Source organism: Natrarchaeobius versutus (assembly GCF_041205745.1).
Taxonomy (GTDB): domain Archaea; phylum Halobacteriota; class Halobacteria; order Halobacteriales; family Natrialbaceae; genus Natrarchaeobius; species Natrarchaeobius versutus.
Map to the genome: position 1 here is coordinate 372,965 of NZ_JBGFCC010000004.1, position 25,738 is coordinate 398,702.

Genomic DNA, 25,738 nt, shown 5'->3' on the forward strand with positions numbered 1-25,738 from the left:
CCGGACGTGTGAGCCGAACGAAACGTCGGAAAACACTACGCTCATACGCTTCCGCCCGAGTCGGTGACGTACCGAACCTGGCATGGACTGGCGCTACCGACACACCGTACTCGTCCTCTGTATGCTCGCGTTTTTCGTCACCTACTTCGCGCGGATGGCGATCGGTCCGGTCGTGCCGCTCATCACCGGCGACTTCGAGATTTCGAACGCACGAATCGGGTTCGCCCTGAGCGGAATGTGGCTCGCCTACGGCCTCTCGCAGTTTCCAAGCGGCGTCCTCGCGGACCGATACGGCGAGAAACCGGTCATCCTCGTCGCCGTGGGCGGAACCGCAGTCGCGAGCCTCCTGCTCGCGATTTCTCCAGTGTTCGCCGTCTTCGTGCTGTGTGCGGTCGCCCTCGGCGGCGTCGCCGGGCTCCACTACTCCGTAGCGACGACGCTCCTCTCGCGGACGTACGACGACCTCGGGACTGCGGTCGGCATCCACTCGCTGGGTGGCCCACTCGCCGGATTGATCGCACCGGTAGCCGCCGCCTGGGTCGGCGTCCGATACGGCTGGCGCCCCGCCGTCGCGCTCGCCGTCCTCGTCGGCACCCCCATATTCGTCCTCTTTCTGTGGCGCATCCGACCGACCGAGCCCCGGCGTCCGTCCCAGCCGATGCGCGATCGGTTCGAACTCACACCACTGCGACGACTTCTCACCCGGCCGACAATCGCCTTCCCACTGGTGATCGCGATGGCGGGTACGTACGTCGTCCAGGGGCTGATGTCGTTTCTCCCGACGTTTCTGATCGAGTTCCGCGAGTACTCACCGACGGTAGCTGGCATCGCGTTCTCCGCGTTCTTCGTCGTTCGGGCGTGTGCGCAGGTCGGTCTCGGCCGCGTCTCCGATGCCTACGGCCGTGACTTCGCGATCGCCGGATCGATGATCGCCGGCGCGGTCGGCGTTGCACTCTTTCTGTTCAGCGACGACCTCCTCGTCGTCTCCGCCGCCATCCTCCTCGCGGGTCTGGGCTCGAGTTTCTTCTCCGCGCTCGACCCGCGTTTCATCGATCAGCTCTCGAGTGAGGAACGCGGCGCCGGCTTCGGCCTCGTGCGGACGGTCTACACCGTTGTCGGGGCCGCCGGCTCCGCCGGCGTCGGACTCACGGCCGACTTCCTGGGCTGGCCCGTCGCGTTCGCCACGCTCGCCGTCCTCTTTTTCATCTCGTTTCTTACACTCCTCGCGAACGAACTGCTCGAACTCGGCTACTAACGAGAACATTCCGTGCCCGAGGCTGGTCGATCGGGAGATCGGACCTCGAGAACCAGGAGGTTAGTCGGTGATGAACTTGTTGTCCCGCCAGTTGACGCCGGACTCGCCGGAGCCGTGATCGCGGGGGCCCTCGACGACTTCGATGTTGGCCGGACGCGGCTCTCCCTCGACGATCCGGGTCGCCTCGAGGTCGCCGTCGTGTTCCGAGATCGCCGTCAGCGTTCCTTTCTCGGCGGCTTCGGCGATCTCACAGAGGACGAGGAACATCTCGTACTGGAGCAACGAGTTCTGGAGGACGGTCTCACGATCGCCCTTGAACGCCGCGAACTCGACGAGTTCGGATTCGATCTCCTCTTCTTCTTCCTCGTCCCAACGGAAGGAGTTTCGTCGCTCGTCGGGATCTTCCTCGTACACCCTGTTTTCGGTAACGCTGGCTTTGAGCTGTGCGCTCGGAGTGTACTTGCTGACCGACTGGTCCTCGGCGACCGCTTTGAGAATGAGCGTGTTGTTTCGCCGGGTGATCTCCACGTCGTCGATCCCGTCCGGGAACGCCGCCTCGTCGATGTGTTCGCGAAGATCTTCGAGCGGCAGTTCGAGCGTCGAGTGCAACCGATATACGTGTCTGGAATCCTCTGTTGACATAGTGGGGAAGGTGTGCGACGACAGTGTTCGTACCTGCTAGTACGGGCGCGTGACTTATATGATCTGCTATTAACTACGTGTGGTTTCCCTCCGGATAAATTCAACTCCGACGCTCGAGGATGGATTCCGTAGAGCACGAAGGGAAACAGCCACGAAGCGATCCGTTACTCGGCGTCGAGCGTCTCGGCCAGTTCGCCGCGCTCTTCGAGTTCCACGAGAATGTCCGATCCGCCGACGAACTCACCGTCGACGAACGTCTGTGGAATCGTCTCCCAGCCGCTGTGTTCCTCGAGTGCCACGCGATACTCGTCGAGCGACTCGAGGACGTCGACGGTCTCGTACTCGTCGCGGTACTGGTCGATCAGTCCGAGCGCGCGTCGAGAGTAGCCACACTGTGGCATCAGTTCCGTCCCTTTCATGAAGAGAACAACCTCGTTGTCCGCGAGTACCGATTCGACCTGCTCGTCGACCTCCTCCTGATCGAGACCCTGATTCGGTGGGAAATCCATGTGCGGGGTTACGGCCGTCGACGGGATATGCCTTGCCTTGTCCCACGTCGATTAGGGGGCGTCGGTCACGTCGATCCCGTCTTCGAGCAGTCTGTCACGCACCGCCGCCCTGTCCACCGTTCCCGACGAGGTCCGGGGAAGCGAGGCGCCGACCGCGATCGTCCTCGGCCGTTTGAAGTCGGCGAGGCGAGTCGAGCAGTGTTCGAGAATAGGTTCGATCTCGAGTGCGCGCGCGGTAGTGTCGTGGGTCGGGATCAAAAGCGCCGAGACGCGTTCGCCCCACTCCTCGTCCTCGAGGCCGACAACTGCCGCGTCGTCGACGCTCGGGTGAGATCCCAATGCGTCGACCACTTCGCCGGGGTCGACGTTCTCGCCGCCCGTGACGATCCGATCGCTCCTGCGGTTGAGGATCCACAGCCGTCCACCATCGTCCCTGTAGCCGACGTCGCCCGTGTGTAGACCCATCTCGGAAAACGCTCGCTCGGTGTGAGTCGACTCGAGGTAGCCCGGCGACACCGTCGGCCCCGACACGACGAGTTCGCCCGTTTCTCCGGGAGGAACTGACTCACCCTCGTCGTCGACGATGGCGACGTCGGTGGTGACGAGCGGCCGACCCACGGTTCCTTCGTACTCGGCCGTCTCCTCGGGCGTTGCGGTCGCGATCTGGGAAGCCGTCTCGGTCATGCCGTAAGTCGGGTGGACCGGAACGCCGGCGTCGCGACAGCGCTCGAGCAACTCGTCGGTCGCCGGCGCACCGCCCAGCAGGACGAACCGAAGCGAGTCGGGCGGGCGCCACCCCGCCTCGAGGAGCCGTTTGCACATCGTCGGGACGAGCGAGATGCCGGTGATTCCGCGCTCATCGATCACGCGAGCGGTTGCCTCGGGCGAAAACTCCCGCTGGATCACGACCGTCGTCCCGTAGAGGGTCGACCGGACGACCGGCGCCAGCCCGCCCATGTGGTACATCGGGAGACAGCACAACCACCGATCGTCGGGATCGACGCCGAGACGGAACGCGGAGGCGGTGGCGCTGGCGACGAGGTTGCCGACCGTCAGACGCACGCCCTTCGGCTCTCCGGACGTCCCCGAGGTGAACATGATCAGGTGGTCGCGCTCGAGCGAGACCGGAGTCACGTCGCCGCCGGTCGGTGCATTCGCTCTCGACGCGGTGTTCGCGTCCCTGTTGGCCTCGAACGCCGACCGAATCGACCGTACTCCGCCGCAGTCTGAGTCGTCGACGGAGGCGACGGGACAACTCGCGACAGAATGCGCGAGCGATTCCGTTCCGGCCTCGCAGACGATCGCATCCAGTTCCGTCCGCACAACCTTCGACTCGAGTTCCGCGGCGGTTTCGCGGACGTTCAGCGGGACGACCGCGACGTCGCGGCGCGTGGCGGCGAAGTAGACGGCGGCGAACGCAACACGAGTGTCCATCAACACGCCGAGGCGGTCGTCGGAACCAAGCGATACTGATTCGTCCGACTGTGCGACCACGCCCTCGAGTTCGCAGGCGACGCGATCGACACACCGGTCGAACTCGGCGTACGTCCACTCCGCCCCCGCGTCGAACTCCCGGTCGTCGACGGCGACGACGGCCGTCGCGTCGGGACTCGTCGCGACGCGGTGGGTGAGGAGATCACGCGTCGGCCACTCGAGGGGGTGGCCCGTCACTCCTCCCACACCCCGTCGACGCCCAACCCTTTCGCTTGCGGGACGACGGCCGCCCCGTTCTCGAGCAAGACAGGATCACGTCCGAGATCCTCGGCGAGCAACTCGGCGGTCGCGAGCCCGCAAGCCGGAACGTCGGGGATCGACGCCGCGAGGTGGAGCGCTCCGGTGCGCGCGACGACGCCGTCGATCGTCGTCGTCACGATCGGCGTCAATCCGAGTTCGTTCACCCAGACCGCCATCTTGCGCGCGACGTCGATGCCGCCCAGCGCCATGGGTTTCAGGACGACGGCGTCGGCCGCCCCCGCCTCACAAATCGCGTCGACGCCGTGTTCGAGTAACCCCTCGTCCAAAGCGATCAGTACGCCGTTGGATCGCTTCCGGAGCGTGGCGTGTCCCTCGAGGGCGCCGGCCGGAAGCGGTTGCTCGAGCAGCGAGAGGCCGATTTCGTCGAACGCATCGAGAGCGGTCTCGGCCTCCTCGAAGGTCCATGCCTCGTTTGCGTCCGCGCGGAGTGTCACACCGTCTCCGGTCGCCTCGCGGGCTCGGCGAATCCGCTCTATGTCTTCCTCGACGCTTCGGATCCCCACTTTCAGCTTACAGGTTCCGAATCCACGCTCGGCGGCCTCGCGAGTGTCGGCGGCAGTCTCCGACGGATCGCCGTCGCCGATCGTCGCGTTCACCGGCACGCGACCGACCATCGGCCCCCGTCCGAGATACCGGTACAGCGGCGTCGCCTCCCGCTTTGCCTGGAGGTCGGCGAGCGCGAGCGAGACCGCGTGCCGGGCCGCGACCTGGCGTTCGACCGCCTCGAGAGCCTCGTTCACACTCCCGCGAATCGATTCTCGCGCGCGCTCGAGAGCCGCTTCGCAATCCGAGACGGACTCGGTCCAGCCGGCGAGCGGAGTCGCCTCGCCGTAGCCGACGGTCGCGTCGTCGGGTTTCCCGTCCTCTCTACTATCCCCGTCGACGACCCTGACCAGAAACCCGTCCCGGCTCTCGATCCGCCCGTCGGCCGTCTCGAGTGGCGACGACAGCGACAGCGAGAACTGCCGGTACTCGAGGGAGAGGCGGTCCTCGATCATGCGATCACCAGCCCGGCCGCGAACAGCAGTGCGTAGATCGCCAGGAGCTTGCCGGTCGCCTCGAGCGCCGGGTTGAGCGCCTCGCCGTCGGTCCGCGTCCAGACGGTTCGGGCCGTGAAGGCGGCGTAGGGAAGCGACAGGAACGGGAGCAAGACGCCGAGGCCGATCCCCTCGACCAGCCAGAACCAGACGGGGACGGCGTACGCGAGGCCGACCATCGCGGTGTACTCGATTCGGCTCCACCGGTAGCCGAGGCGAACCGCGAGCGTTCGTTTTCCGGTCTCGGCGTCGGTCTCGCGGTCACGGATATTGTTCACGACGAGGATCGCCGTCGAGAGCCCCGCAATCGGGAGGCTCGCGAGCACCGCCTCGCGGGTGATCGTCCCCTGGGGAACGCTCGTCGCGAGCGGTTCGGCGAACGACGCGGCCTGTACGTAGTAGGTGCCGACGACGGCGACGATTCCGAAGAAGACGAAGACGAACAGGTCGCCGAGGCCGTGGTAGCCAAGCGGGTACGGGCCGCCGGTATACGCCCACCCACAGAGGACGCTCACGAGTCCGATCACGAGAATCGGGAGCCCGCCGACGTAGACGAGATAGGTTCCCGAGAGTACCGCGAGTCCGAACGTGACGATCGTCGCGAGTTTCACCCGCTCGGCCGGAATGATTCCCGCCTGCGTGACGCGCGTGAACCCGTCCCTGTCGTCGGTATCGGCACCCTTGATCGCGTCGTAGTAGTCGTTCGCGAAGTTCGTTCCCACCTGGATTAGGGCCGCGCCGACGAACGCCATCAGCGCCGGTATCGGCGCGAAGACGCCCTCGGCCATCGCGAGACCCGTTCCGACGATAATCGGCGCGGCGGCCGCTGGCAACGTCTGTGGCCGGGCGGCCATCACCCAGGCCTTCGTCCGTGACATCTCGACCTCGGCCGTACTCATCGCTCGAGTGTCCCACTCGAGAGAGTGTCAACGTTGGCATTGCGGGCGCACACGACCACCCATCCGCACACGATTGCCCACGCACTCGAAACGTCTACGTGAGCGAAACTCGGTATCGATTCTCGGGACGGGACTCAACGCCGGTTTCCGATGCGTCCCAGTACGAGCGCCGCGGCGATACCGAAGACCGCGGCCGCACCGACGAATCCGGGGATCGGGTCCTCGGACGCCGATTCGTCCGAATCGGCCACCGTTCCGTCGCTCGAGTGGTCACTCGAATCGTCGGCCGCTTCACCGCCAGCGTCGTCCGCGAACGTGACGCCGTCGGTCTCGTCGGTCTCGTCGTCGACCGGTTCGGCGCCGCCGTCGACGTGAACCGTCGCGTCCCGCTCGATCACCGCCTGCGGGTAGTCGGTGACGAGGACGGCGGACGCGTCGGCGATCTCGATCGTCTCCGTCGTCGGCTCCGCGTCCTCGGCGACGTCGAAGGAGACCGTCGCCGCCGTCTCGGTCGCTCTCGCGCCGTCGCCGGCAGGGTCGCGTTCCTGTTCGACCGTGATCGTCCCCGTTTCGTCGTCGATCTCGCTCGTCCCGACGACTTCGGCGTCGGAATCGCCCGCCGCGAGCATCGAGCCGTGCTCGAGATCACTCGCGGTGAACACGTCGGGGTCATAAGAGAGTTCGAACGCGAGTTGGTCGATACCGTTGGCGTTGTAATCGCCGTGGTCGCTCACGACGAGTTCGAGTTCGATCGTCTCGCCGGGTTCGGCGTCGATCTCAGTCTCCTCGAAGAAGAACAACGTCGTGTTGTCGCCCGCGAATGCGGGTCCGGGGACGACCAGTCCGACGGCGAGCAGACAGACGAGGCCGATCGCGAAGCCGGCTCTAACCCGGGACGATCGTCCCTCGAGGATGCCGGCTGGAGCCATCAGGATTCCTCCGGGACGGTTAGTTCGATCGGCGGCATCTCGAGGAACGCCGTCTCGTATCCCCGATGGCGGGCGACCTGCGGGGGTGATTCGACCGTGATCGTCACCGAGTCGCCCGGCTGAACGTCCGTCAGGGACGTTCCGTAGTGGAGGTCCAGGTCGCTATCGAGGGTTTGCTCGAGCGAAGATTCGACGACGACCTCGCCCTCGCGTTCGATCGTCGTCGAGACGGTCATATCCGCCAGCGGAACGCGGTTGTACGGCGTTCGCGGCGAGACGAGCAGGTATCGCTCGTCGCCGTCGGCCAACCGGAATCCGGACTCCGTGAGGGTCGCCAGAACCGCGGCGTCGCCGCTTCGCGGGAGATCGGCCGTCTCCTCCGGCCGTTCGCCGGCGTCCGGATCGACGAGCAACGCTCCGGGGTACTCGCCGACGTCCGGCAGTTCGGAGTAGGGGACGTGGTGATGTTCATGGTCATCGTGGCCGTCGTTGCCGTGGTCGTCGTGTTCTTCGTCGTCGTGGTGGTCGTGGTCGTCGCTGTGGCCGTGGTCGTCATCGTCGTGACCGCCGTTCTCGTGATGGTGGTCGTCGTGCTCGTGGTCGCTGTTTCCGTGGTCGTCGCTGTGGTCGTGGCCCTCGTCGTGTCCACCGTCTCCGTGGTCGTCGCTGTGGTGTCCACCGTCTCCGTGGCCGTGATCCATGGGTCCGAGCGCGCCGCGTCGACCCCAGTCGGCTTCGTCCAAGTACTCGACGCCGCCGACCACCTCGTGGCGAAACTCGTCGTCGTAGACGAACTCGAACGTCGCCGTCTGGGCCTCCTCGAGTCGACCCTCGAACTCGCCGGTTTTGGTGGTCGACACCGGAGGGATTCTGACGTCGACGGTGTAGGTTCCGTCTTCTGGAAGCGGAACGTTATCGCCGAAGTGAAAGCCCATTTCTTGGGAGATCATCGCCCACGGGGACCGGGGAGAGCCCACCTGCTCGCCATCTCGGGAGACCGTAATCTGTGCACCCTCGTCGACCGGGAGCACGATACCGGTCTCGGCGTCCCAGAGGGTAAACATCATGTGCACGCCGCGACCGTCGTCGGGGTCGACGCGTTCGACCTCGTCCGCTGTGCTCCCGCCGCCCGCGATCACCCAGAACGGGTGGGGGTACGAGAGCATCGGCGCGAGGCGGAAATCGCCGGCGTCGATCGGCTCGAGCATCCGCATCGCCTCCCGGTGTGTTGGGACGTAGACGGCGTCGGGCGGGTTCTCGATCTCGGGAAGCTCCGGGACGGCGGAAACGTCGTCGTCTCCGTTACCGTTCCAGTCTTCGTCGGTTTCGTCCCCATCTCCGGGCTCCTCGTCGCCTCCGCCGATGCAACCGGCGAGTGCGATCGCACCCGTTAGGGCGGCTGTCCGTCGTGTGAACGTTCGTCGATCGATGGTGTCGCGATCCTGCATGTGTCGTGTTGGTATCGTCGTCGGTCGATTCACGCCCCAGAATCCGGATTCGCGGGCGGTAACGCACGGAGGGCTCGGGGCGGAAGGAGGTAGTTACCGCGTCGGTTCACGAAGATGTAGTGGAGGATGCCGTTGTTCGCCGACGGCACGTCGAGGTCGTCGCCGTTCATCGCCTCGCGTACGCGAACGAACTCGTCTATCTCCCGCTGGAGCGAGAGGAAGTGCAATCCTGGCCGGTCGCCGTCGACGGTGTTGAAGTCCCTGCGTAAGAGGAGCGGATTACCGGCTTCCCTGGCTCGAGCGGCCTTCTGGGCGTGGCCGACGACGCCGCGTCCGCGGGCGTCGGCCTCGGTCGCCTCGATCCGATCGTCGGTCAACGCACTCGACGTCTCGAGGGTCTCGCCGAACTCCCCGACGAGGCCCTCCTCGGCGTGTTCCGGGCTGAACAGCTTCGAGACCCGCTGATAGTGATTGTCCTGTTCGAACCAGACCTCGAGTTGGAGATCCATCGAAGACAGCTGTTGGGTCGTCCCGCCGGCGAACGGCCCCTCGGAGATCGTCACGCGATCCTCGCTCGCCTGGCTCTCCCGGAACCCGGACCGAAAGCCCATGAAAAACGGCGCCTCCTCGTGGATCGATTCGGGAACGCCTGAGAGATCCGTCTGTTGGGCAGGGAGGCCGTCGCCGACGAACCCGGTTCGTCGGTGCTCCTCGAGTCGTTCGAAGACGCCGGAGAGATCCGCCTCGAGATCGACTCCGTTGACCGCCTCCCGCTCGCCGAGCAGTCCTTCCTCGGCCTCGAGGACCACTTCCGGCCGATCGCTCGCGAGGTGGACTACGGCGTCGAACTCGTCGAATTCGGGGTCCTCCCGGTCGGTCAACGCGACGGGATCTGGAAGGTCGATCGCTTCGGGAAGCGATTCATCGTAGCGCGCGAAGTACCTCGGCGTGTAGCCGACGGTAAAGACCAACCCCTCGTTGCTCCACTCGTAGGCTCGCTCGAGGGCACGGAATGCGGTCTCGGTCGTTTCACGGGCCGCCTCGTCCGGCCCCTCCCGAAGCGAAAGCGCGACGAGTGCGTGGTGTTCCGGAAGGAGCACGTTCCCGTCGCCGTCGGTCGTGAGGACGTCGTTCCAGGCGTGTTGGCGATCCGGGAGCGTGCTCGGGTCGTCGGCCCCGGACGGAACGTCGACCGCCGCGGCGTCGTCGTCGCCCACCGCGTCCAGGCAAGCCGAGAGCGCGCTCGCCCCACCTGCGGCTACCAGCGCACGGACGTACTCTCGGCGGGACAGCGAGGACCGATCGGGAACCATCGTCACCGATCGTCAGTCGGGGCCGGAACGCCCAAAACGTTGCGCTTCGGCCCGAACGTACCGTCGTCTCCGACCGCGGCCCGTGGCGAGTACAGGGCCCAGCACGGATCACGATGGACTCTCGAGGCGAAACTGACGCTCACCGGTGGCCACAAGCGTACGATAGATGGCGGCCGGTGTTGCCGGTTATGGCGAACCTGATCGGCCCGGGGTAAGCACGTGCGTAGATGGACGGGTCAGTAGTGCCAGGGGAACTCGTCGAAGTCGGGTTCGCGGCCCTCGACGAACGCGTCGCGTCCCTCCGTGGCCTCGTCGGTCATGTAGCCAAGACGTGTCGCCTCGCCGGCGAACACCTGCTGGCCGATCATGCCGTCGTCGGTCATGTTGAACGCGTACTTGAGCATCCGCATCGCGGTCGGGCTCTTCGCGTTGATCCGCTCGCCCCACTCGAGGGCGACTTCCTCGAGTTCCTCGTGGGGAACGGCCTCGTTGACCATGCCCATCTCTTCGGCTTCCTCCGCGGAGTACGTCTTTCCGAGGAAGAAGACCTCTCGAGCCTTCTTCTGGCCGATCTGTTTCGCGAGGTAGGCGGATCCAAAGCCCGCGTCGTAACTCGCCACGTCGGGGTCGGTCTGGAGAAATTTCGCGTGTTCTTCGCTCGCGAGCGTGAGGTCACAGACGACGTGAAGCGAGTGACCGCCGCCGACCGCCCAGCCGGGAACGACGCAGACGACGACCTTCGGGACGTGCCGGATGAGCCGCTGGACCTCGAGAATGTGAAGTCGTCCCTGCTCTGTGGCACGGTCCTCGTCGCCGTCGTACTGATAGCCATCCTCGCCGCGACTCGTCTGGTCGCCCCCGGAACAGAACGCCCAGCCGCCGTCTTTGGGCGACGGGCCGTTGCCGGTCAACAGGATACAGCCGACGTCGGTCTGACGTTTCGCGTGATCGAGCGCATCGTACAGTTCGTCGATCGTTCCCGGTCGAAAGGCGTTCCGAACCGCTGGCCTGTCGAATGCGATCCGCACCGTCCCGGAGTCGACCGCGCGGTGGTAGGTAACGTCGCGAAAGTCCTCGTTCAGGGCCGCCGTCTCCCAGCACTCGGGATCGAACAGTTCCGAAACCATTGCTCGCTCTCGTCTCGAACGCGGCGCCAGATATAGGTTCTCGTCACGGATTCGATTCGTCGCGGTAGCGACCGTAATCGCCACCGGGTGACCGCAACGGGATCCGGCTTCACCTCGTCGTCTCCGGCGGACCCGTGACCGGATCGGAACGCTCGAGTGGGTGACGACTGTTAGCAACATACTGTCATTTCTGGGTCGCCTCGAATCACCACACGTCGGCAAGCTATCACCATCGGTCGGATAATCGATTCTCTCTTATGACACACCTCCATCCGATCGGAGTATGGATGCCGGTCTCGGGGTCGCGATTATCGCCGCCGTCGTGTGGGGCGTCTACATCTACGTCTTGAAGCAGGCGTTCTCCGGCTATCCTCCGGCAGCGTTGACGGTTCTCATCAATACGTTCGCACTCGCGTGGTATCTGCCGGTCGCGGCGACGGAGGCGAGCGGCTCGGCCGACGCGCTCGGTAACTTCGGCATCCTCGAGGTCGGCGTGACGGGTCTTACCGTCGTCATGACCGCCGTCGCGTTCGTCCTGTTTCTCGAGGCGATCGCCGACGGAGACGTCTCTTACGTCACGCCGATCAACAAGATCGTTCCGATGTTCGTCCTGCCCCTCGAGGTGGTGATCCTCGGCCAACTGCTCACGCCGCTTCAGGTCGTCGGCGTCGTCGTCGCGACGCTCGCGGTGTACGTCGCCAACTACGACCCCGGCGGATTCTTCGAACCGTTCGTCAAAGCGGCGAACTCGAGACCGGCCCAGCTCGCCTTGCTGAGTGCGATGTGCTATGCGGTGAGCGATCTCGGGAAACGGATCTCGCTTCAGGAGCTTGCGATTCCGGAGCGACTGTGGGTACCGTTGTTACTCGTCGGCGTCGCGGTCGTGTTGTTGCCGAGCGCGATCAGAAATCCGCCCCAGGAAATTCGCGGCGATCTCCCGCAACTCGCGCTTGCGGGTGCGATCGTCGCACTCGGGGAACATCTGACGACGCTCGCGTTCGCGATCCTTCCGGCGAGTATCGCCTCGCCGATCATCAACACCCAGGCGATCGTCGCGGTCGTGCTTGGCGGAATATTACTCGGTGAACGACACTTCCGGATCCGACTCGTCGCCGCCGTGTTGGCGGTCGTCGGCGTCACGCTGATCGCCCTCTGAGCGGGATTGGTGGAACGAGTTACCGGTGTCTCGCGTGGGGAAACCACTTGCGGCTCGCGGTTTGGCCGATAACGACTCACAACGGTCCCTTCGATAGGCCGACTCGAGTCGTATCCGGTGTCTCTGTGATCTTCGATCGCACCGAAACGGAGAGTCCGTATTCCGCGTGCTCCTGAGACGTCGGGACCGTCGTGACCACGTCGAACGCTTCCGAGGGTGGGGAAATTGATTCCGGTTACGATATCTTCCCAGTGGTCAGCAGACCCACTCAGATAAACTTAAATGAGTTACGCCGAGGTCCACAGCTATTTGTACGACGATCACCTCGTGGTATCCATGTCGATACATCGGCGGAAGTTTATTGTTGGGGTCGGGACGGCCTGCTCGGTCGGGCTTGCTGGGTGTAGTGCCCGTGAAGACGACGACGGGGGTGGATCGGCGGAGATTAGTGACGAGACCCTGACGCTCACGACGACTACGAGTACCTACGATACGGGCCTGCTCGACGAACTCAACGTCGCGTTCGAAGATCGATACGGCATCACGGTCGAAACCGTCTCACAGGGGACGGGTGCCGCGATCGAAACCGGACGGAGCGGCGATTCCGACGTCGTGATGGTCCACGCCCGTTCTCAGGAAGACGAGTTCATGGAAGCGGGCTACGCGATCAATCGACGGGATCTGATGTTCAACGACTTCGTCGTCGTCGGAGCCCCGGACGACCCAGCCGGAATCGCCGGCGAGGACGATGCCATCGAGGCGTTCGCCCGGATCGCCGACTCGGAATCACCGTTCGTCTCGCGTGGGGACAACTCGGGTACGCACACCAAGGAACTCGAGATCTGGGACGAGACTGGACTCGAACACGGGGCCTTCGGCGAGTGGTATCAGGAAGCAGGCCAGGGAATGGGCGAGGTGATCATCCAGACCGGTCAACGCGACGGCTACACGCTCGCAGACCGCGGTACCTACCTCTCGATGGGAAACGAGACCGACCTGGAAATCTACGTCGAAGGGCCGGTCGAAGACGGCCCGGAGATCCTCGCGAACCCGTACGGTATCTTCGCGATCAACCCCGCCGTTCACGACAACGTCAACTACGATCTCGCGATGGCGTACATCGGCTTTCTCACGAGTCTCGAGGGCCAGGAGCTAATCGAGGAGTACACCGTCGAGGGAGAACAGCTGTTCTTCCCGAGAGCGCTCAGCGAGGAGCCGAACTTCCAACAGTACGTCCCCGAAGACTGGGACGGCTCTGCAGGCGACGGCTAACTGGACACCCATGCCACTCGAGTCACTGACACTCTCGCCACTGCTCGTCGACTTTCCCTTCGAGTGGAACTACATCCGGAGTATCGTCGTGGTGTCACTCTACGTGAGTATCACGGCCGTCGCGTTGAGTACGGCGTTCAGTCTGCCGGTCGCACTGCTCGTCGGGTTCCGGGAGTTTCCCGGGAAGACGCTACTCACGTCGATCATCAACACGGGAATGGGGTTTCCGAGCGTCGTCGTCGGGCTGGTCGTGTTGTTCGCAGTCTCGAACGAGGGGCCGCTTGGCTCGTGGGATCTCGTGTTCACGCCCGAAGCGATGATTCTCTCGCAGTTCGTTCTCGCCGCGCCGGTCATCACGGGCGTCACCCTCGCCGCCGTGAGTAGCGTCGAGCAAAACGTCCGCGACGCGGCGTACGCGATGGGCGGGACGAGAGTCGACGTGGCGCTCGTGACGATCAAAGAGGCTCGCTACGGCATCGCGACGGCGATACTCGCTGGGTTTGGTCGGGCGATTAGCGAGGTCGGCTCCGTCCTCATCGTCGGCGGAAATATCGCGAGCGCGGACGGTACTTCGGTGACCCGGACCCTGACGACGGCGATCCAACTCGAGGCTCGCCAGGGTCGGTTCAGGACTGCGATGATACTCGGTGCGATCCTCGTCGTGCTCGTACTGGTCGTTAACGCGCTCGTCGTTCGTCTCGGGAACGGAGGTGGACGGTACGGATGACCCTCGAAGCGATCGACGTACACCACGCATACGGGGACGAAGTGGTGTTCGAGGGCCTCTCGCTTTCGGTTCGACCCGGGGAAGTCCTCGCGATCATCGGCCCGTCGGGCGTCGGAAAGTCGACGCTCCTTCGTTTGCTCGCGCTGTTCGACGCTCCGAACGGGGGATCGGTCAGATACGAGAACGAGAACGTCTGGCAGGTCCCGGAGCGACGCCGACTCGAGTACCGCCGACGCATCGGAATGGTGTTTCAGGAGGCGAGTCTCTTCGACGCGAGCGTTCGGCGCAATGCCGAGTACGGGCTTCGGGTTCGCCAATCCTGGCCGGATCGGGTTCGCCACGAACTCACGACGCTCGTTGGCCGGACCAACGGAACGGGTGATGCGATCGACGCCCTCGACACCGTCGGGCTACGGGCGAAAGCCGATCAGGACGCGTCGTCGCTCTCCGGAGGTGAAGCGCAACGGGTCGCATTCGCTCGCGCACTGGCGTACGACCCGGATGTCCTGTTGCTGGACGAGCCGACGTCGGACCTCGATCCGCGGAACACGGCAGTTATCGAAGACGCCGTCCTGAACGCGAAAAACCGCGGGATAGGCGTCGGTATCGCGACCCACGATATGCACCAGGCCGAACGAATCGCCGACCGGGTAGCGGTACTTCTCGAGAACGACGTCATCGAAGTCGGATCCCCCGAGACGGTCTTCGACGATCCAACCGACGAACGAACCCGGAAATTTATCGAGGGCGAACTGGTATACTGAGACCGACCTCGAGCGCCAACAACTGACCTCGAACACCGACGTGATGGAGCCAGAGATGACGATCGAAAAGGAATACAGCACGAAACTGACCGTCGACGGTGTTACGATCGACCGACGCGACGTCGACATGCTCGAGGCGATCGACCGACAGGGGTCGATGCACAGGGCGGCCGAGGCGCTGGGGCGATCCTACGCCCGGTTGCAAAATCGCGTCGTCGAGATCGAAGACGCGGTTGGACCGATCACGGAACGTCAGCGAGGCGGAAGCGGTGGTGGCGGGACCGAACTGACGGCGGCCGCACGCGAGTTGCTCAACCAATACGACCGACACGACGCTGAACTCGACGGCGTCGCGCGGGTGACGGAGTCCGTGTTTGCGGGAACCGTACAGGAGCGAACCGGAGAGCTCGCGACGGTCGCGACGGAGGTCGGGCCGATAATCGCACTGGTCCCCGAAACCGCGACGACCGTACAGGTCACTGTCCGCTCGGATGCGGTCGTCCTCACCGATCCCGCGCAAACGCCACGAACGGACCACACGAGTCTTCGAAATCGATTTACGGGCAAGATCACCCAGGTGGACTCGGGTGAGGCGGTCTCGAGAGTGACGATCGAACTCGGCGACGACGTCGCGTTGCAAGCGCTCGTCACGAACGCCAGTTCGGATCGGTTGGAAATCGCTCGAGGCGAGCCGATCACCGCCTCGTTCAAAGCGACCGCGGCGAGAGCGATCGGTATCGACTGAGCCCCCACCCCGCGGAACACCCGACACAGATCGCAGTAGTATCGACCATGTCGCGATCACCGAACCCTCGATCGATCGTGACCGATAATATGGCGACAAACGGGTCCCAGGACACCGGTCTCCGTCCGTACGAAGTCGCCTGGCGCCACTCTCTCGTCGGTTCCCAACCTCACACATCGCTACTGTTCTCGAGATACTCGCGTCGATGCGGCCGCGCCGTCAGCGACGGCCGCGCTGGTGACAGCGCGGTCGAGAACCGGTTATAGATTCGAGAGGGGCGGAACAAAACTCCTCGTTCGTCGTTCCACTTCGACGAAATTTTATATAGCAATATACGATTTGTCTGTCGCGTTTGCCCGCCGAGAACAGTCACGCCGACGACACCGCCACCGGAGGTGACAGATCACCAACCCGAATAGTTTTTGACGACGGACGGTCGAATCGAGGTCGGCGGATGGGTGAAACGTACTACGACGTCCTCGAGGTCGATCCGGACGCGAGCGAAGACCGCATCCGGGAGGCCTACCGCGAACGGGTTCTCGAGACCCATCCCGATCACAACGACGCGCCCGACGCCGCCGAGCAGTTCCAGCGCGTCTCGACCGCCGAGTCGGTCCTCACCGACGAAGCGGAACGGGTCCGGTACGACCGACTCGGCCACGACGCCTACGTCCGACTCGCCGAACACTCGGGGCAGACAACCGCGGACTCGAGCCGTGAGTCGGACGCCGACCAGGGACGGTCGGAAAATCGCGAGGGGCGCGGGGCCGAAACGAACTCGAGAGGCCAACACAGTACCAGGACATCGGGTGGTCGACACGCCAGCAGTGACTCGAGCAACCGACACGCCAGCAGTGACTCGAGGGGACGCAACGCTACCGGTAGCTCGAGCGGCCGCCGCGACACCGGGACCTCGGCTGGCGGCTACGGGTCGAGTCACCACGCTCGCCACCGGCGGAACCGTCAGCGATCGAAATCACGCCAGTCGTCGGCCGACCCGTTTGCCAGCGCCGGATTCACTGACGCCGATCGAAAACGAACGACGCGAACGAACACCGACCGGGTGGGCTCGACGCGAGCGACCACCGACGAAACCGATGGGGAAACGGCCGAAAGCGAGGCGTCGGGATTTCGGTACAGCGTCAAAGACTGGGACGGCGACGTCGACCTCGAGTGGGAGGGGCGATCGATCGAACACTCGACCGCGGTGACGCTCGTCTGTATCTGGCTCCTCTACCCGGTGTTCGTCTACACCAGCGTTGCACCGCTGGTTTCGCCGGTGTTCAACGGAATTTTGATCCTGTGTACGCTCGGAATCGTCGCCTACCTCCTTACCATGCCACGGATCGCGACAGTGTTGTTTGGCTCCTGGGCCGTGGTGCTTCCGGTCGGGTTCGCCGCGTTCTCGATCGCCGATCCCCTCTCGCTTCGCGGACTGCTCGCGATCGGATTCGTCTGGATTCCGCTTGGCTACTCGGTAGCGCTCTGGTGGGCTCTCCGCCCGTGATTGCCCCGGAAAACTCCCTGCTCGATCACTCGGTACCGAGTTCTTCGCGGAGTCGCTCCTCGAGTGCGTCTCGACGGCGGTGGCTCCGTTCGGAGTCGAATCCGACCGAGAGAACCTGCGTTCCGTCGCGATCGAGTGAACGGCGGTACGCGTCCGCGAAATCGACGGGATCGACCCGGTCGAACTCGAGGTCGTACAGCGCCGCGAGGTGCTCGAACTCGAGGCCGTGGGGCGTCTTGAACTGCGCCGTAAACGGCGGGTCGAACTCCTCGATTGGCAGTTTGTGGAAGATACCACCGCCGTCGTTGTCGAGGAGGACGATCGTGGCGTCGACGCTACAACGATCCACCGCGAGCAGGCCGTTCGCGTCGTGATAGAACGCGAGATCGCCGATCACGAGGACGAGCGGCTCGTCGGTTGCGCTCCCGGCGCCGAGGGCAGTGCTCGTGATCCCGTCGATCCCGCTTACGCCACGGTTCGCGAGGACGGACAGCTTCGTGCCTGTCGGCCGACCGAACCGATCCGCGTCCCGGATCGGCATACTGTTCGAGACGAACACGGTTGCCGGACTCGGCGCGTGCTCGAATACCGAGGCGAGGATCGCACCTTCGAAGGGATTCGCCTCGAGCGTTTCGTTCGTCGTCGCGTCCTCACAAACCGTCCAGTGTCGGCGTTCGGCCTCCCAAACCGTCTCGAGCCAGCCGTCCCGATCGGAGTCTGTGGTTCCGTCGGGAGAGTCCGTGAGTTCCACGTCGAGTCGCTCGAAGACCGCATCCGGTGAGGCGACGAGGAGGTCGGTCGCGGTGAACGTCGCCTCGCGCCACGCGCCTGCCGGATCGATCAGCGTCTGTTCTGCGTCGGCGTCGCAAAGCGCGTGACGGAGCGGCTTCGAGGTCGGAGACGCTCCGAACCGGACGACGACGTCGGGTTCGGGGAGTTCCGAGACGTACGCGTCGTAGCCGCCGACGACCGGTGACGTCCACCCCGAAGCTTCCGAATCGGCCACGTGTGGACCGAACCGCATGCCCGAAAGCGGGTCGGCGAAAATCGGCGCACCGATCCGCTCGGCGACGCCGACGATTCGTTCGGGATCGAGGGCAACCAGATCGGCAGGATCGGCCGGCCCGGCGACGATCAGCGGTCGGTCCGCGCCCTCGAGCGCCGTCGCGAGCGAGCGGATCGACTCATCCGTCGGGACCACTCGTCCGTCGTCCGTCTCGACGAACGCCCCCTCGCGTCCCGACCCGGCGAGCGTCTGTGAGAACGAGTCCGGAACCGAGCCGGGGTCGGCGATCGGCTCGAGTGGCTTTCGAAACGGGCAGTTGAGGTGGACCGGACCGGGGGGAACGCCGATCGTCTCGGCGAGCGCCCGCGCGGCGGTCGTCCTGAGACTGCGGACCTTCCGCTCGTCGGCTTCGGGTTCGGGTACATCGGCGTACCACCGGACGGCGTCGCCGTAGAGTTTGACCTGATCCGCCGTCTGGTTCGCGCCGCTGTCCCGGAGTTCCGGCGGCCGGTCGGCGGTAAGCGCGAGTAACGGCACCCGCGCTCGGTCGGCCTCGAGAATCGCGGGGTGAAAGTTCGCCGCGGCGGTTCCCGACGTACAGACGAGCGCCGTCGGCTCGCCGGTTCGGCGCGCCCGTCCGAGCGCGAAGTACGCGGCCGACCGTTCGTCTACGTGTGAATACACCTCGACGTCCGGATGCTCGGCGAACGCGACGGTCAGCGGCGTCGATCTGCTCCCGGGTGCGATGCAGACCGCCTCGAGCCCGCCGCTGGCGAGTTCGTCGACGAGCGTTCGCCCCCAGAGACTCGATCGGTTCGGTGCGGTCATCGGTCCCTGAGTTCGTCGAGGATCGGTCGGAACTTCAACTCCACTTCCTCCCACTCCTCGGCCGGGTCGCTGTCGGCGACGATGCCGTTTCCGGCGAACAGCGTCGCGGTTTCGCCGCTCGTAACCGCGGATCGAAGGCCGACCGCGAACTCGCCGTCGCCGTCGCCGTCGAACCAGCCGACCGGTGCGGCGTACCAGCCGCGGTCGAACGTCTCCGTCTCGCGGATCGTCTCCCAGGCCCGGTCGGGCGGGACGCCGCCGACGGCCGGCGTCGGGTGAAGCGCTTCGACGAGTTCGAGGACGTGCCGGTCGCACTCGAGGGTCGCCGCGATCGGCGTCTGGAGGTGCTGTATCGTCGCCAGCTTCCGAACGCGACGGTCGGCGATCGTCAACTCGCGTGCGAGCGGGTCGAGTTGTTCGCGGATCGCTCGAACCACGAGGTCGTGTTCGTGCTGGAGTTTCTCGTCGTCACACATTCGGTCCGCGTACTCGTCGTCGGATTCGGGCGTTTCACCGCGAGGGGCCGATCCCGCGAGTGCCTCGGTTTCGACGTCCTCGCCGCGTTTCGAAACCAGGCGCTCCGGGGGCGCACCGAAGAACGTCCCGCCGCCGCCCTGGCCGACCAGAAATCGGTAACAGTTCGGATACTGTCGGCGAAGCCGCTCGAGTGTCTCGGGGACGTCGACGGCCGACTCGAGGTCGACCGAAAGCGCCTGTGCGAGGACGACTTTGACCAGGCGGTCGGTTTCGATTCGGTCGAGTGCGCGTTCGATCTGTGAGGCCCACACGGACGGCGACGTCGTTCTGTGTGTCGAGGCGACGCCGGGACCGGAGCCGCTCGAACACATCGTCGGGCCCTCGGTCAATCGGTCGTCCCATCGATCGAGACGCTCTTCGGCGTCGTCCGTCGAGTCCGAGACGACCGTCAACCAGACGCCGTCCCGTTCGGTTCGCGTCACGAACGCGCGGGGAACGACGAACGAGGCGGCGTCGAATCCCGTCCACGGCGGCGTCGATTCGTGACCGTCGTGAAACGAAAAGCCACCGAACGCTCGCGGGCGAGCCACGACCGGCCCGTCGTACTCGAGCGTCTCGAACACCCGCTCCGCCCGCGTCCGAATCCGGTCGAACCGGTCCGGTCCCGTCGCAGTAAAGCGAGTGGCGATTCCTCGTCCGGCGATCTCGAGTCCGTCGGGTGCGGCCCACAGGATCCGCGGGTCGTCCGCGCCGTCGACGACCGCCGTAAACGAGACGTCACCAACGGCTCGACTGCGGGCGATCAGGTCGCTTGCCTGCTCGTCCGGATCCGAATCCGCTGGCGATTCGGCCGTCAGATGCCCCTCCCCCGACGTACGATCCATCGACCGAGATTCAGGACCGGTCCGTCTTCAGCCTAACTATATCGCTCCTCTCGCCACGGGTTCGCCGTCCGGGAGTAGCCTCGTTGCTCCCAGTAGCCGGGTTCGGCTTCCGTCAGGAACTCGATTCCGTCGACCCACTTTGCCCCCTTGTACGCGTACTTGTGCGGGGTGACGACCCGAAGCGGCCCGCCGTGACCGGCCGGCAACGGCTCGCCGTCGTACCCCCACGCGAACAACACCTCCTCTCGCAGACAGTCCTCGAGCGTCAGATCCGTGGTGTAGCCGTCGAGTGCGGAGAACATGACGTGTACGGCCCGCCCGGAGTCGGTTCGCGCGCCGACAGACCGTCCTTCGTCTCTCGGTCGACAGTCGTCGGCGTTGTCGACGACGCCGGCACGTTTTGCGAGTTCGGGAAACGAAACGCCGGTGAACGAACAGCCGAGTTTGCTCCAGCCGGTGACACAGTGAAAGTCCTGTGTCTGCGTTTCGGCTGGCAACTCCCGAAACTCCTCCCACGTAAACGAGAGCTCCTCCTCGACGGCGCCGGTCACGGTGAACTCCCAGCTGTCGGGATCCCAGGAAGGTGTCTCGCCCATCGAGAGTACCGGAAACTTCGACGTCTCGTGTTGCCCGGGTGGAAGCCGTTGCTCGCCGAACTCCTGGTAGAGATCGGTTACGTCGTTTTCTGCCATACCTGCACGTCGAGACGAACGGACGTAGGTGTGGCGTTCCCCTCGAATTGAGCCCAGTCTCGAGTCAGCGTGGCCCTGTTATAGGGACAGGGCCCACCGGAATTCAAGCCGAACGTTCCTGTTCGAGTTCCTTTAGTAATCCGAAATTTGAGGGACGATGGGGCCGTCGAAACGGTTCGAACGAAGCGACCGACCGGATCCAGTCGCGACCTTTCTCACGAAACCCTCGCCACTCCTTAGTAGCGTCTCACCGACTCGAGTAGCGTATGGCGAGTAAACAACAGATGGCAGAACGGGACGTATCCACACAGGCAGCTGAAGAAGTTGGCGAACAGGCGATGGGGCCCGCGGTTCTCGCGTCGGCCGCCTCCGTCGGACTCTCGTGGTATTACTTCTTCATCCGCGGGGATCGCCAGCGGGGACTGTTCGTCGGTCTCTGGCCCCCGACCATCCTCGCGTTCGCGAGTTACTTCAATCAGCGAAAGATGCGCCAACAGCTCGATACGATCACCAAACCGGGGACGTCGATCAAGAACGCGATCGATTCGATGATGGGGAACAGCTGAGTTTCGGTTCCGCCACCGTCCCTTCTTGTAACCACCATTCTACGACGGTAACCACCGGTCGGTCACAACAGGACCGCCCATCAGTCGCCACTTTCGGCGTCAATTCGGACGTGTCGAACGTCCACCGATCCCGACGATTTTCTGACGGTCGACTGGCAGAGCCGTTCTTCTCGCCGGAAACGACCTGAGAGACCCATCCGGGGAAAATCCCCGTCAAACCTAAATACCCCCTCGCCGAAAGCCGAATCAGATGCCGAAAGTAGAGATCACTATCCCGGAACACCTCGAGATGCAGATCACGCAGATGGTCGAGCGCGGCGAGTTCGTCAACCGAGAGGAAGCCATCGAGGATCTGCTCTCGACGGGTATCAAGGCATACAAGACCAGTGGACCGATGGACGAAGAGGAAGGAGGCGGCCCCGGCCTCGAGGACGACGGAATGATGGGCCACGACGACGAGTACGTCTTCTAATTTCTACAGTCCGAGCGCCAAGAGTGGAACGCCGAAGGCGATCGCCGACCCGATCAGAAACACCGCGACGCCGATCGTCACGTCCCCTGACGTGTACTCGCTCATCGGTGCGGTCGTCCGCTCTGCCTCGAGGTCGTGACCGACGTTGGCGGCCGAATCGTCGGCTGTGGCCGGTTCGTTGTCGTCTGCCATACTCCGTCGTTACCGACTCGAACCCTTATACTGTTCGCTGCGCGGTCGGCCGATACGGACCACTGTTCGATAGACCAGTGCGACCGAAGGACGGCTACGGTCACACCGCAAATGCCGTACAGTAGTGATCTGAGTGGGTGGTCGTCATCGCGGCCCGGCGTTCGCGACGATGGTCACCGATCCAGAGAGTATTTACTGACCGAACGACAACTCGCGATGAATGCCCTCCAGCGAATGCACCCGCCGCCGGCTGATAGCCTGCGGAACCGGTTGCCTGTCGGCACTGGTCGCCGGCTGTACGGGGACCGACACCCGCGAAACGACGAGCGCCGAACACGAGGCTCGCGAAGGCGGCCAGCCCAGTCCGTCCGACGAGTACGACCTGCTCACGCTCCGGTCGGACGACGCCGAGGCGATCGTCTATCCGAGCGACGAGCCGCCCGAAGACGACGACGAGTACCACGCGAAACTCTCGAGACGCCGCCCGCAGTTTATCGTCGATGCCGACGACGACGCAGACCTCGTGATCGACTCGCCCGACGAACCGGAGGCGCGAGCGTTCATCGAGGAGACCGACTTCGAGTTCGAGTCCGTCGTCGTCGAACAGCGGACCATCGAGGACTGTTATCACCGCCACGTCCTGAGCGTCCAGGCGAACGAGGACAACTTCCGGACGGAGTTCTGTCGATCGCTAAAGAGTCCGACGACCTCCTGCGAAGCGGATCTCGAGGTGATGGAGGCGCTGTTCTTCCGGGTCCAGCGTGCGTACGACGACCCACCCTCGAGTCGCTCGAGTAGCGACAGCATGTCGTGTCCTCCGACGGTCCACGATTCGGCTGACGGAGCACCCGAAACCGATGAAACGAGTGCGGACGACGAAGCGGAGAACACGTCGGTCGACGACGCCGCCGGAACGGACGACGAGTCGACCGGAGGCGAGCCATGACGGACCGACAGGCCGCGAGCAGGCGTCGGTTCCTCGCCGGAATCGGCGCCGCGTCGATGACCGTCGCCGCCGGCTGTACCGACGTTTCGATCGGCGGGGACGACGGCCCGACCCGGTTCTCCCCGGCGGAGGTCGAACCGATCCTCGAGGAGTCCCGCCCGGAGGTCGATCGACCGACCCCGATCGAACCCGACGAGGACGCTATCTCCCGTGCGATCGAGCGCGTCGACGACCTCCTCGCCGACGTTCCCGACCCCGTCGGCGTCGAGGCGGTCCCCAACGGCGTCGTCCGAGAGTCGATCGATCGGCGACGCGAGAGCGCGACGGCCGACCGTGCGGATGCACTCGAGCCCCCGGAGTCGAACTACCGTGCGCTCCGGGTCGCCGTCCCCGGGGCGCGCGAGTCGGCTCGGGCGGCGGCCGCAACCCTCTCGGCCGTCGACGTGGACCCCGACCTCGACGACCTCGCCGCCGAGCACGACGAGGCACAATCGATCGTCGAAGACCGCCTCGAGGCGATCGAGTACCGCGGTGACGACACCGACGACGGACGACTCCGCGCGGCGCTGGTCGCGGCCGATCTCGAGGACGACCTGGTTTCCGCTCGACGGACCGTCGATCGCTGGCGGGTATCCGAACACACGAATGTCGTCGATCTCGGTGAGGCGTTCGGCGACGTCGAGTTCGTCGCGGCGACGGTCGACGCCTGGGATCATCTGACCGCCCGATTCGACGAGGGCGCCGGCGACGCCGACCTCGAGCCGGCGTTCGCCGACACACTCGAGACGTCGATCGCCGATGCGGAGTTAGTCGACCTCCCCGAACAGGGCGAGTCGGACTGGCTCGACGAACTCGTCGAGGGAGAACTCGAGATGGGGTTCCCCCAGACGTTACTCTGGGACGCCGTTCGGCCGGTGTACAACGCGCGAGATCGGATGACCGACGCCCGCGAGGACGGCCGTCTAGGGACGGGACTTGCGGCCGCCACCCGATTCGAACAGGAGCTTCGGGCCTTCCGAACCGTCCGGGACCGGTTCGAGGACGGCGACCTCGAGACGCCGGAGTCGATCGACGAGGTGCGGGCCGAACGGGAGGCCGCGATCGAGGCGGCGGAGTCGGCGATTTCGGAGTTCACGACACCCACGCTCACGTCGGCCCGACTCGCCGAGACGCTCCAGTCGTTCGAGTGGACGGACGGCCGAATTCAGCGGGACGCCGATCGAGATCCCGACAGCCGAGTGTCGGTGAGCGGCGAGTACAGCGAGTACGCCTGCTTGCGGGCGCGTTTCGACGCGCTTCCGGACGCCGCCGAGACGGTTCGATCTCGCCTGCTCGAGTGACGAAGGCGTCTCGCCGATTCGAGTAATAGTCACCGCGTACCGACTCGAGTAATCGTCGTCCATTCCGGCGGGGTCGTCGTCTTCCGTTTCGTCGACCGGCGTTATCGGCTTCGCTGACTCGAACCGTCGTTTGCCGCGAGGCGGTCACCCGGCACGACCATCGTCTGGGGCAGGCCCGCGAATCGATCCGCCGACGATCGTTGCACGATCCACTCGCCTTTACTATCCCCGGTGCGAACGGGCGCGTAGGAAATGGTGCTGACCAAACGAATCATCCCGTGTATCGACGTCGATCTCGACGACGACGGGAATCCGGCGGTCTATACTGGCGTTCACTTCGAGGACCTGAAGTACACCGGCGACCCGGTCGAGATGGCCAAAGCGTACAACGAATCCGGGGCCGACGAGTTCGTCTTCCTCGACATCACCGCCTCGGCAGAGGGCCGAGAGACGATGCTCGACGTCGTTCGCGACGTCGCCGACGAGGTGTTCATCCCGCTGACCGTCGGCGGCGGCATCCGCACGACCGAGGACATCAAAGAGACCCTCCGGGCCGGAGCCGACAAGGTCTCGATCACGACGGGGGCGCTCGAGCGCCCGGAACTCGTCAACGAGGGTGCGCGCGCGTTCGGAAGCCAGTGTATCGTGATTAGCGTCGACGCCCGGCGCCGGTTCGACGAGGGCGGCGAACACTACGTCGAGATCGACGGCGAATCCTGCTGGTTCGAGTGCACGAAGAAAGGCGGCCGCGAGGGGACCGGCATCGACGTCCTCGAGTGGGCGGCCGAAGCCGAGTCCCGCGGCGCGGGCGAACTGTTCGTCAACTCGATCGACAAGGACGGCACCAAAGACGGCTACGACCTGCCGCTGACGAGCGCGGTCTGTGACGTCGTCGACACGCCGGTCATCGCCTCCTCAGGTTGTGGCGGTCCCGAGGACATGTACGACGTGTTCACGGAGGCGAACGCCGACGCCGGACTCGCGGCCTCGATCTTCCACTTCGACGAACACTCGATCGAGGAGACGAAGGAGTATCTGGACGAGCGGGGCGTCCCGGTTCGCCTTTGAACGACGAGACCCGAAGCGCGAGCGAGCGACGAGTGAGCGATTTTTTTGGTCCAGATTTTTGCGCGAGTGGTGAGTGAAACGAACCCGAGTGGAAAACGGTGGGAACAAAGTACCTCGGCGAGCGGGAAAAATCTGTACGTTCCGACCCGTAGAATTTATCACGTTATGATAAGTAAATTGAA

At 64.7% G+C, this 25,738-nt stretch carries 25 protein-coding genes; 12 read left to right on the forward strand and 13 right to left on the reverse strand.

Translation table 11 applies throughout. From position 1 onward, the window contains the following. Nucleotides 1-82: 82 nt before the first annotated feature. The gene (locus AB7C87_RS11810) at nucleotides 83-1,255 is read left to right on the forward strand and encodes an MFS transporter (protein WP_369729665.1); all 1,173 of its coding nucleotides are present in this window, start codon (nucleotides 83-85) and stop codon (nucleotides 1,253-1,255) included. 60 nt (nucleotides 1,256-1,315) lie between these two features. Here AB7C87_RS11810 and AB7C87_RS11815 read toward each other — a convergent pair whose 3' ends face one another. From AB7C87_RS11815 to AB7C87_RS11855, 9 genes are all read right to left on the reverse strand, one after another. Next, nucleotides 1,316-1,897 (reverse strand): DUF7110 family protein, encoded by a 582-nt coding sequence (locus AB7C87_RS11815; RefSeq protein WP_369729666.1) that lies wholly within the window; start codon nucleotides 1,895-1,897, stop codon nucleotides 1,316-1,318. Between the two features lie 164 nt (nucleotides 1,898-2,061). Next, nucleotides 2,062-2,406: a glutaredoxin family protein gene (locus AB7C87_RS11820; protein WP_369729667.1), complete on the reverse strand. Its 345-nt coding sequence runs from the start codon at nucleotides 2,404-2,406 to the stop codon at nucleotides 2,062-2,064. 51 nt (nucleotides 2,407-2,457) lie between these two features. Then, the gene (locus AB7C87_RS11825; RefSeq protein ID WP_369729732.1) at nucleotides 2,458-4,077 is read right to left on the reverse strand and encodes a class I adenylate-forming enzyme family protein; all 1,620 of its coding nucleotides are present in this window, start codon (nucleotides 4,075-4,077) and stop codon (nucleotides 2,458-2,460) included. Further along, nucleotides 4,074-5,159 (reverse strand): mandelate racemase/muconate lactonizing enzyme family protein, encoded by a 1,086-nt coding sequence (locus AB7C87_RS11830; protein WP_369729668.1) that lies wholly within the window; start codon nucleotides 5,157-5,159, stop codon nucleotides 4,074-4,076. Before AB7C87_RS11830 ends, AB7C87_RS11825 begins: the two co-directional genes overlap by 4 nt. Beyond that, a complete protein-coding gene (locus tag AB7C87_RS11835) occupies nucleotides 5,156-6,097 on the reverse strand; it encodes a 1,4-dihydroxy-2-naphthoate polyprenyltransferase (protein ID WP_369729669.1) in 942 nt (313 codons plus the stop codon). The genes AB7C87_RS11830 and AB7C87_RS11835 overlap by 4 nt, the downstream gene beginning before the upstream one ends. 134 nt (nucleotides 6,098-6,231) lie before the next feature. Then, complete coding sequence (locus AB7C87_RS11840; protein WP_369729670.1) at nucleotides 6,232-7,026, reverse strand: cohesin domain-containing protein; 795 nt, start codon at nucleotides 7,024-7,026, stop codon at nucleotides 6,232-6,234. Further along, complete coding sequence (locus tag AB7C87_RS11845) at nucleotides 7,026-8,474, reverse strand: DUF7350 domain-containing protein (RefSeq protein ID WP_369729671.1); 1,449 nt, start codon at nucleotides 8,472-8,474, stop codon at nucleotides 7,026-7,028. Before AB7C87_RS11845 ends, AB7C87_RS11840 begins: the two co-directional genes overlap by 1 nt. A gap of 29 nt (nucleotides 8,475-8,503) precedes the next feature. Then, entirely contained in the window at nucleotides 8,504-9,787 is a 1,284-nt protein-coding gene (locus AB7C87_RS11850; RefSeq protein WP_369729733.1) for a DUF7405 family protein, read from the reverse strand. A 236-nt stretch (nucleotides 9,788-10,023) separates the two neighbouring features. Then, a complete protein-coding gene (locus AB7C87_RS11855; RefSeq protein ID WP_369729672.1) occupies nucleotides 10,024-10,914 on the reverse strand; it encodes a 1,4-dihydroxy-2-naphthoyl-CoA synthase in 891 nt (296 codons plus the stop codon). A gap of 283 nt (nucleotides 10,915-11,197) precedes the next feature. On the opposite strand from AB7C87_RS11855, the gene AB7C87_RS11860 reads away from it, so the two are divergent. The 6 genes from AB7C87_RS11860 to AB7C87_RS11885 all read left to right on the forward strand — a co-directional run bounded on the left by AB7C87_RS11860 (nucleotide 11,198) and on the right by AB7C87_RS11885 (nucleotide 17,085). Beyond that, nucleotides 11,198-12,070: an EamA family transporter gene (locus AB7C87_RS11860; RefSeq protein WP_369729673.1), complete on the forward strand. Its 873-nt coding sequence runs from the start codon at nucleotides 11,198-11,200 to the stop codon at nucleotides 12,068-12,070. A gap of 336 nt (nucleotides 12,071-12,406) precedes the next feature. After that, entirely contained in the window at nucleotides 12,407-13,342 is a 936-nt protein-coding gene (locus AB7C87_RS11865) for an ABC transporter substrate-binding protein (RefSeq protein ID WP_369729674.1), read from the forward strand. Nucleotides 13,343-13,352: 10 nt separating this feature from the next. Then, complete coding sequence (locus AB7C87_RS11870) at nucleotides 13,353-14,069, forward strand: ABC transporter permease (RefSeq protein WP_369729675.1); 717 nt, start codon at nucleotides 13,353-13,355, stop codon at nucleotides 14,067-14,069. Further along, the gene (locus AB7C87_RS11875; RefSeq protein ID WP_369729676.1) at nucleotides 14,066-14,833 is read left to right on the forward strand and encodes an amino acid ABC transporter ATP-binding protein; all 768 of its coding nucleotides are present in this window, start codon (nucleotides 14,066-14,068) and stop codon (nucleotides 14,831-14,833) included. The genes AB7C87_RS11870 and AB7C87_RS11875 overlap by 4 nt, the downstream gene beginning before the upstream one ends. A 55-nt stretch (nucleotides 14,834-14,888) precedes the next feature. Continuing rightward, nucleotides 14,889-15,578, forward strand: a complete 690-nt coding sequence (locus AB7C87_RS11880) for a TOBE domain-containing protein (protein ID WP_369729677.1) — start codon at nucleotides 14,889-14,891, stop codon at nucleotides 15,576-15,578. A 454-nt stretch (nucleotides 15,579-16,032) separates the two neighbouring features. Next, entirely contained in the window at nucleotides 16,033-17,085 is a 1,053-nt protein-coding gene (locus AB7C87_RS11885) for a DnaJ domain-containing protein (RefSeq protein WP_369729678.1), read from the forward strand. A gap of 25 nt (nucleotides 17,086-17,110) precedes the next feature. Here the strand turns inward: AB7C87_RS11885 and menD are convergent, their stop codons facing one another. The 3 genes from menD to AB7C87_RS11900 are packed head-to-tail and all read right to left on the reverse strand — an operon-like array spanning nucleotide 17,111 to nucleotide 20,972. Further along, entirely contained in the window at nucleotides 17,111-18,919 is a 1,809-nt protein-coding gene (menD, locus tag AB7C87_RS11890; protein WP_369729679.1) for a 2-succinyl-5-enolpyruvyl-6-hydroxy-3-cyclohexene-1-carboxylic-acid synthase, read from the reverse strand. Continuing rightward, nucleotides 18,916-20,280 carry an isochorismate synthase gene (locus AB7C87_RS11895; protein ID WP_369729680.1) on the reverse strand — a complete coding sequence of 455 codons (1,365 nt, stop codon included), beginning with the start codon at nucleotides 20,278-20,280 and terminating at the stop codon, nucleotides 18,916-18,918. The genes menD and AB7C87_RS11895 overlap by 4 nt, the downstream gene beginning before the upstream one ends. A 32-nt stretch (nucleotides 20,281-20,312) precedes the next feature. Continuing rightward, nucleotides 20,313-20,972: a sulfite oxidase-like oxidoreductase gene (locus AB7C87_RS11900; RefSeq protein ID WP_369729681.1), complete on the reverse strand. Its 660-nt coding sequence runs from the start codon at nucleotides 20,970-20,972 to the stop codon at nucleotides 20,313-20,315. A gap of 266 nt (nucleotides 20,973-21,238) precedes the next feature. Here AB7C87_RS11900 and AB7C87_RS11905 point away from each other — a divergent pair, with 266 nt between their 5' ends. Then, the gene (locus AB7C87_RS11905; RefSeq protein ID WP_369729682.1) at nucleotides 21,239-21,538 is read left to right on the forward strand and encodes a hypothetical protein; all 300 of its coding nucleotides are present in this window, start codon (nucleotides 21,239-21,241) and stop codon (nucleotides 21,536-21,538) included. Nucleotides 21,539-21,788: 250 nt separating this feature from the next. After that, nucleotides 21,789-22,010: a ribbon-helix-helix domain-containing protein gene (locus AB7C87_RS11910; protein WP_369729683.1), complete on the forward strand. Its 222-nt coding sequence runs from the start codon at nucleotides 21,789-21,791 to the stop codon at nucleotides 22,008-22,010. A 3-nt stretch (nucleotides 22,011-22,013) separates the two neighbouring features. On the opposite strand, the gene AB7C87_RS11915 is transcribed toward AB7C87_RS11910, so the two are convergent. Beyond that, entirely contained in the window at nucleotides 22,014-22,202 is a 189-nt protein-coding gene (locus tag AB7C87_RS11915; protein WP_369729684.1) for a DUF7550 family protein, read from the reverse strand. A gap of 220 nt (nucleotides 22,203-22,422) precedes the next feature. On the opposite strand from AB7C87_RS11915, the gene AB7C87_RS11920 reads away from it, so the two are divergent. The 3 genes from AB7C87_RS11920 to hisF all read left to right on the forward strand — a co-directional run bounded on the left by AB7C87_RS11920 (nucleotide 22,423) and on the right by hisF (nucleotide 25,556). Further along, nucleotides 22,423-23,148 (forward strand): hypothetical protein, encoded by a 726-nt coding sequence (locus AB7C87_RS11920; protein WP_369729685.1) that lies wholly within the window; start codon nucleotides 22,423-22,425, stop codon nucleotides 23,146-23,148. Next, nucleotides 23,145-24,488, forward strand: a complete 1,344-nt coding sequence (locus tag AB7C87_RS11925) for a hypothetical protein (protein ID WP_369729686.1) — start codon at nucleotides 23,145-23,147, stop codon at nucleotides 24,486-24,488. Before AB7C87_RS11920 ends, AB7C87_RS11925 begins: the two co-directional genes overlap by 4 nt. Before the next feature lie 252 nt (nucleotides 24,489-24,740). Next, nucleotides 24,741-25,556 (forward strand): imidazole glycerol phosphate synthase subunit HisF, encoded by an 816-nt coding sequence (gene hisF / locus AB7C87_RS11930; protein WP_369729687.1) that lies wholly within the window; start codon nucleotides 24,741-24,743, stop codon nucleotides 25,554-25,556. Nucleotides 25,557-25,738: the final 182 nt, after the last annotated feature.

What these genes read in the sequence shown, in the direction of transcription:
- AB7C87_RS11810 (WP_369729665.1), top strand. Translation starts at nt 83, where the DNA reads ATGGACTGGCGCTACCGACACACCGTACTCGTCCTCTGTATGCTCGCG.
- AB7C87_RS11815 (WP_369729666.1), bottom strand. Translation starts at nt 1,897, where the DNA reads ATGTCAACAGAGGATTCCAGACACGTATATCGGTTGCACTCGACGCTC.
- AB7C87_RS11820 (WP_369729667.1), bottom strand. Translation starts at nt 2,406, where the DNA reads ATGGATTTCCCACCGAATCAGGGTCTCGATCAGGAGGAGGTCGACGAG.
- AB7C87_RS11830 (WP_369729668.1), bottom strand. Translation starts at nt 5,159, where the DNA reads ATGATCGAGGACCGCCTCTCCCTCGAGTACCGGCAGTTCTCGCTGTCG.
- AB7C87_RS11835 (WP_369729669.1), bottom strand. Translation starts at nt 6,097, where the DNA reads ATGAGTACGGCCGAGGTCGAGATGTCACGGACGAAGGCCTGGGTGATG.
- AB7C87_RS11840 (WP_369729670.1), bottom strand. Translation starts at nt 7,026, where the DNA reads ATGGCTCCAGCCGGCATCCTCGAGGGACGATCGTCCCGGGTTAGAGCC.
- AB7C87_RS11845 (WP_369729671.1), bottom strand. Translation starts at nt 8,474, where the DNA reads ATGCAGGATCGCGACACCATCGATCGACGAACGTTCACACGACGGACA.
- AB7C87_RS11850 (WP_369729733.1), bottom strand. Translation starts at nt 9,787, where the DNA reads ATGGTTCCCGATCGGTCCTCGCTGTCCCGCCGAGAGTACGTCCGTGCG.
- AB7C87_RS11855 (WP_369729672.1), bottom strand. Translation starts at nt 10,914, where the DNA reads ATGGTTTCGGAACTGTTCGATCCCGAGTGCTGGGAGACGGCGGCCCTG.
- AB7C87_RS11860 (WP_369729673.1), top strand. Translation starts at nt 11,198, where the DNA reads ATGGATGCCGGTCTCGGGGTCGCGATTATCGCCGCCGTCGTGTGGGGC.
- AB7C87_RS11865 (WP_369729674.1), top strand. Translation starts at nt 12,407, where the DNA reads ATGTCGATACATCGGCGGAAGTTTATTGTTGGGGTCGGGACGGCCTGC.
- AB7C87_RS11870 (WP_369729675.1), top strand. Translation starts at nt 13,353, where the DNA reads ATGCCACTCGAGTCACTGACACTCTCGCCACTGCTCGTCGACTTTCCC.
- AB7C87_RS11875 (WP_369729676.1), top strand. Translation starts at nt 14,066, where the DNA reads ATGACCCTCGAAGCGATCGACGTACACCACGCATACGGGGACGAAGTG.
- AB7C87_RS11880 (WP_369729677.1), top strand. Translation starts at nt 14,889, where the DNA reads ATGACGATCGAAAAGGAATACAGCACGAAACTGACCGTCGACGGTGTT.
- AB7C87_RS11885 (WP_369729678.1), top strand. Translation starts at nt 16,033, where the DNA reads ATGGGTGAAACGTACTACGACGTCCTCGAGGTCGATCCGGACGCGAGC.
- menD (WP_369729679.1), bottom strand. Translation starts at nt 18,919, where the DNA reads ATGACCGCACCGAACCGATCGAGTCTCTGGGGGCGAACGCTCGTCGAC.
- AB7C87_RS11895 (WP_369729680.1), bottom strand. Translation starts at nt 20,280, where the DNA reads ATGGATCGTACGTCGGGGGAGGGGCATCTGACGGCCGAATCGCCAGCG.
- AB7C87_RS11900 (WP_369729681.1), bottom strand. Translation starts at nt 20,972, where the DNA reads ATGGCAGAAAACGACGTAACCGATCTCTACCAGGAGTTCGGCGAGCAA.
- AB7C87_RS11905 (WP_369729682.1), top strand. Translation starts at nt 21,239, where the DNA reads ATGGCGAGTAAACAACAGATGGCAGAACGGGACGTATCCACACAGGCA.
- AB7C87_RS11910 (WP_369729683.1), top strand. Translation starts at nt 21,789, where the DNA reads ATGCCGAAAGTAGAGATCACTATCCCGGAACACCTCGAGATGCAGATC.
- AB7C87_RS11915 (WP_369729684.1), bottom strand. Translation starts at nt 22,202, where the DNA reads ATGGCAGACGACAACGAACCGGCCACAGCCGACGATTCGGCCGCCAAC.
- AB7C87_RS11920 (WP_369729685.1), top strand. Translation starts at nt 22,423, where the DNA reads ATGCCCTCCAGCGAATGCACCCGCCGCCGGCTGATAGCCTGCGGAACC.
- AB7C87_RS11925 (WP_369729686.1), top strand. Translation starts at nt 23,145, where the DNA reads ATGACGGACCGACAGGCCGCGAGCAGGCGTCGGTTCCTCGCCGGAATC.
- hisF (WP_369729687.1), top strand. Translation starts at nt 24,741, where the DNA reads ATGGTGCTGACCAAACGAATCATCCCGTGTATCGACGTCGATCTCGAC.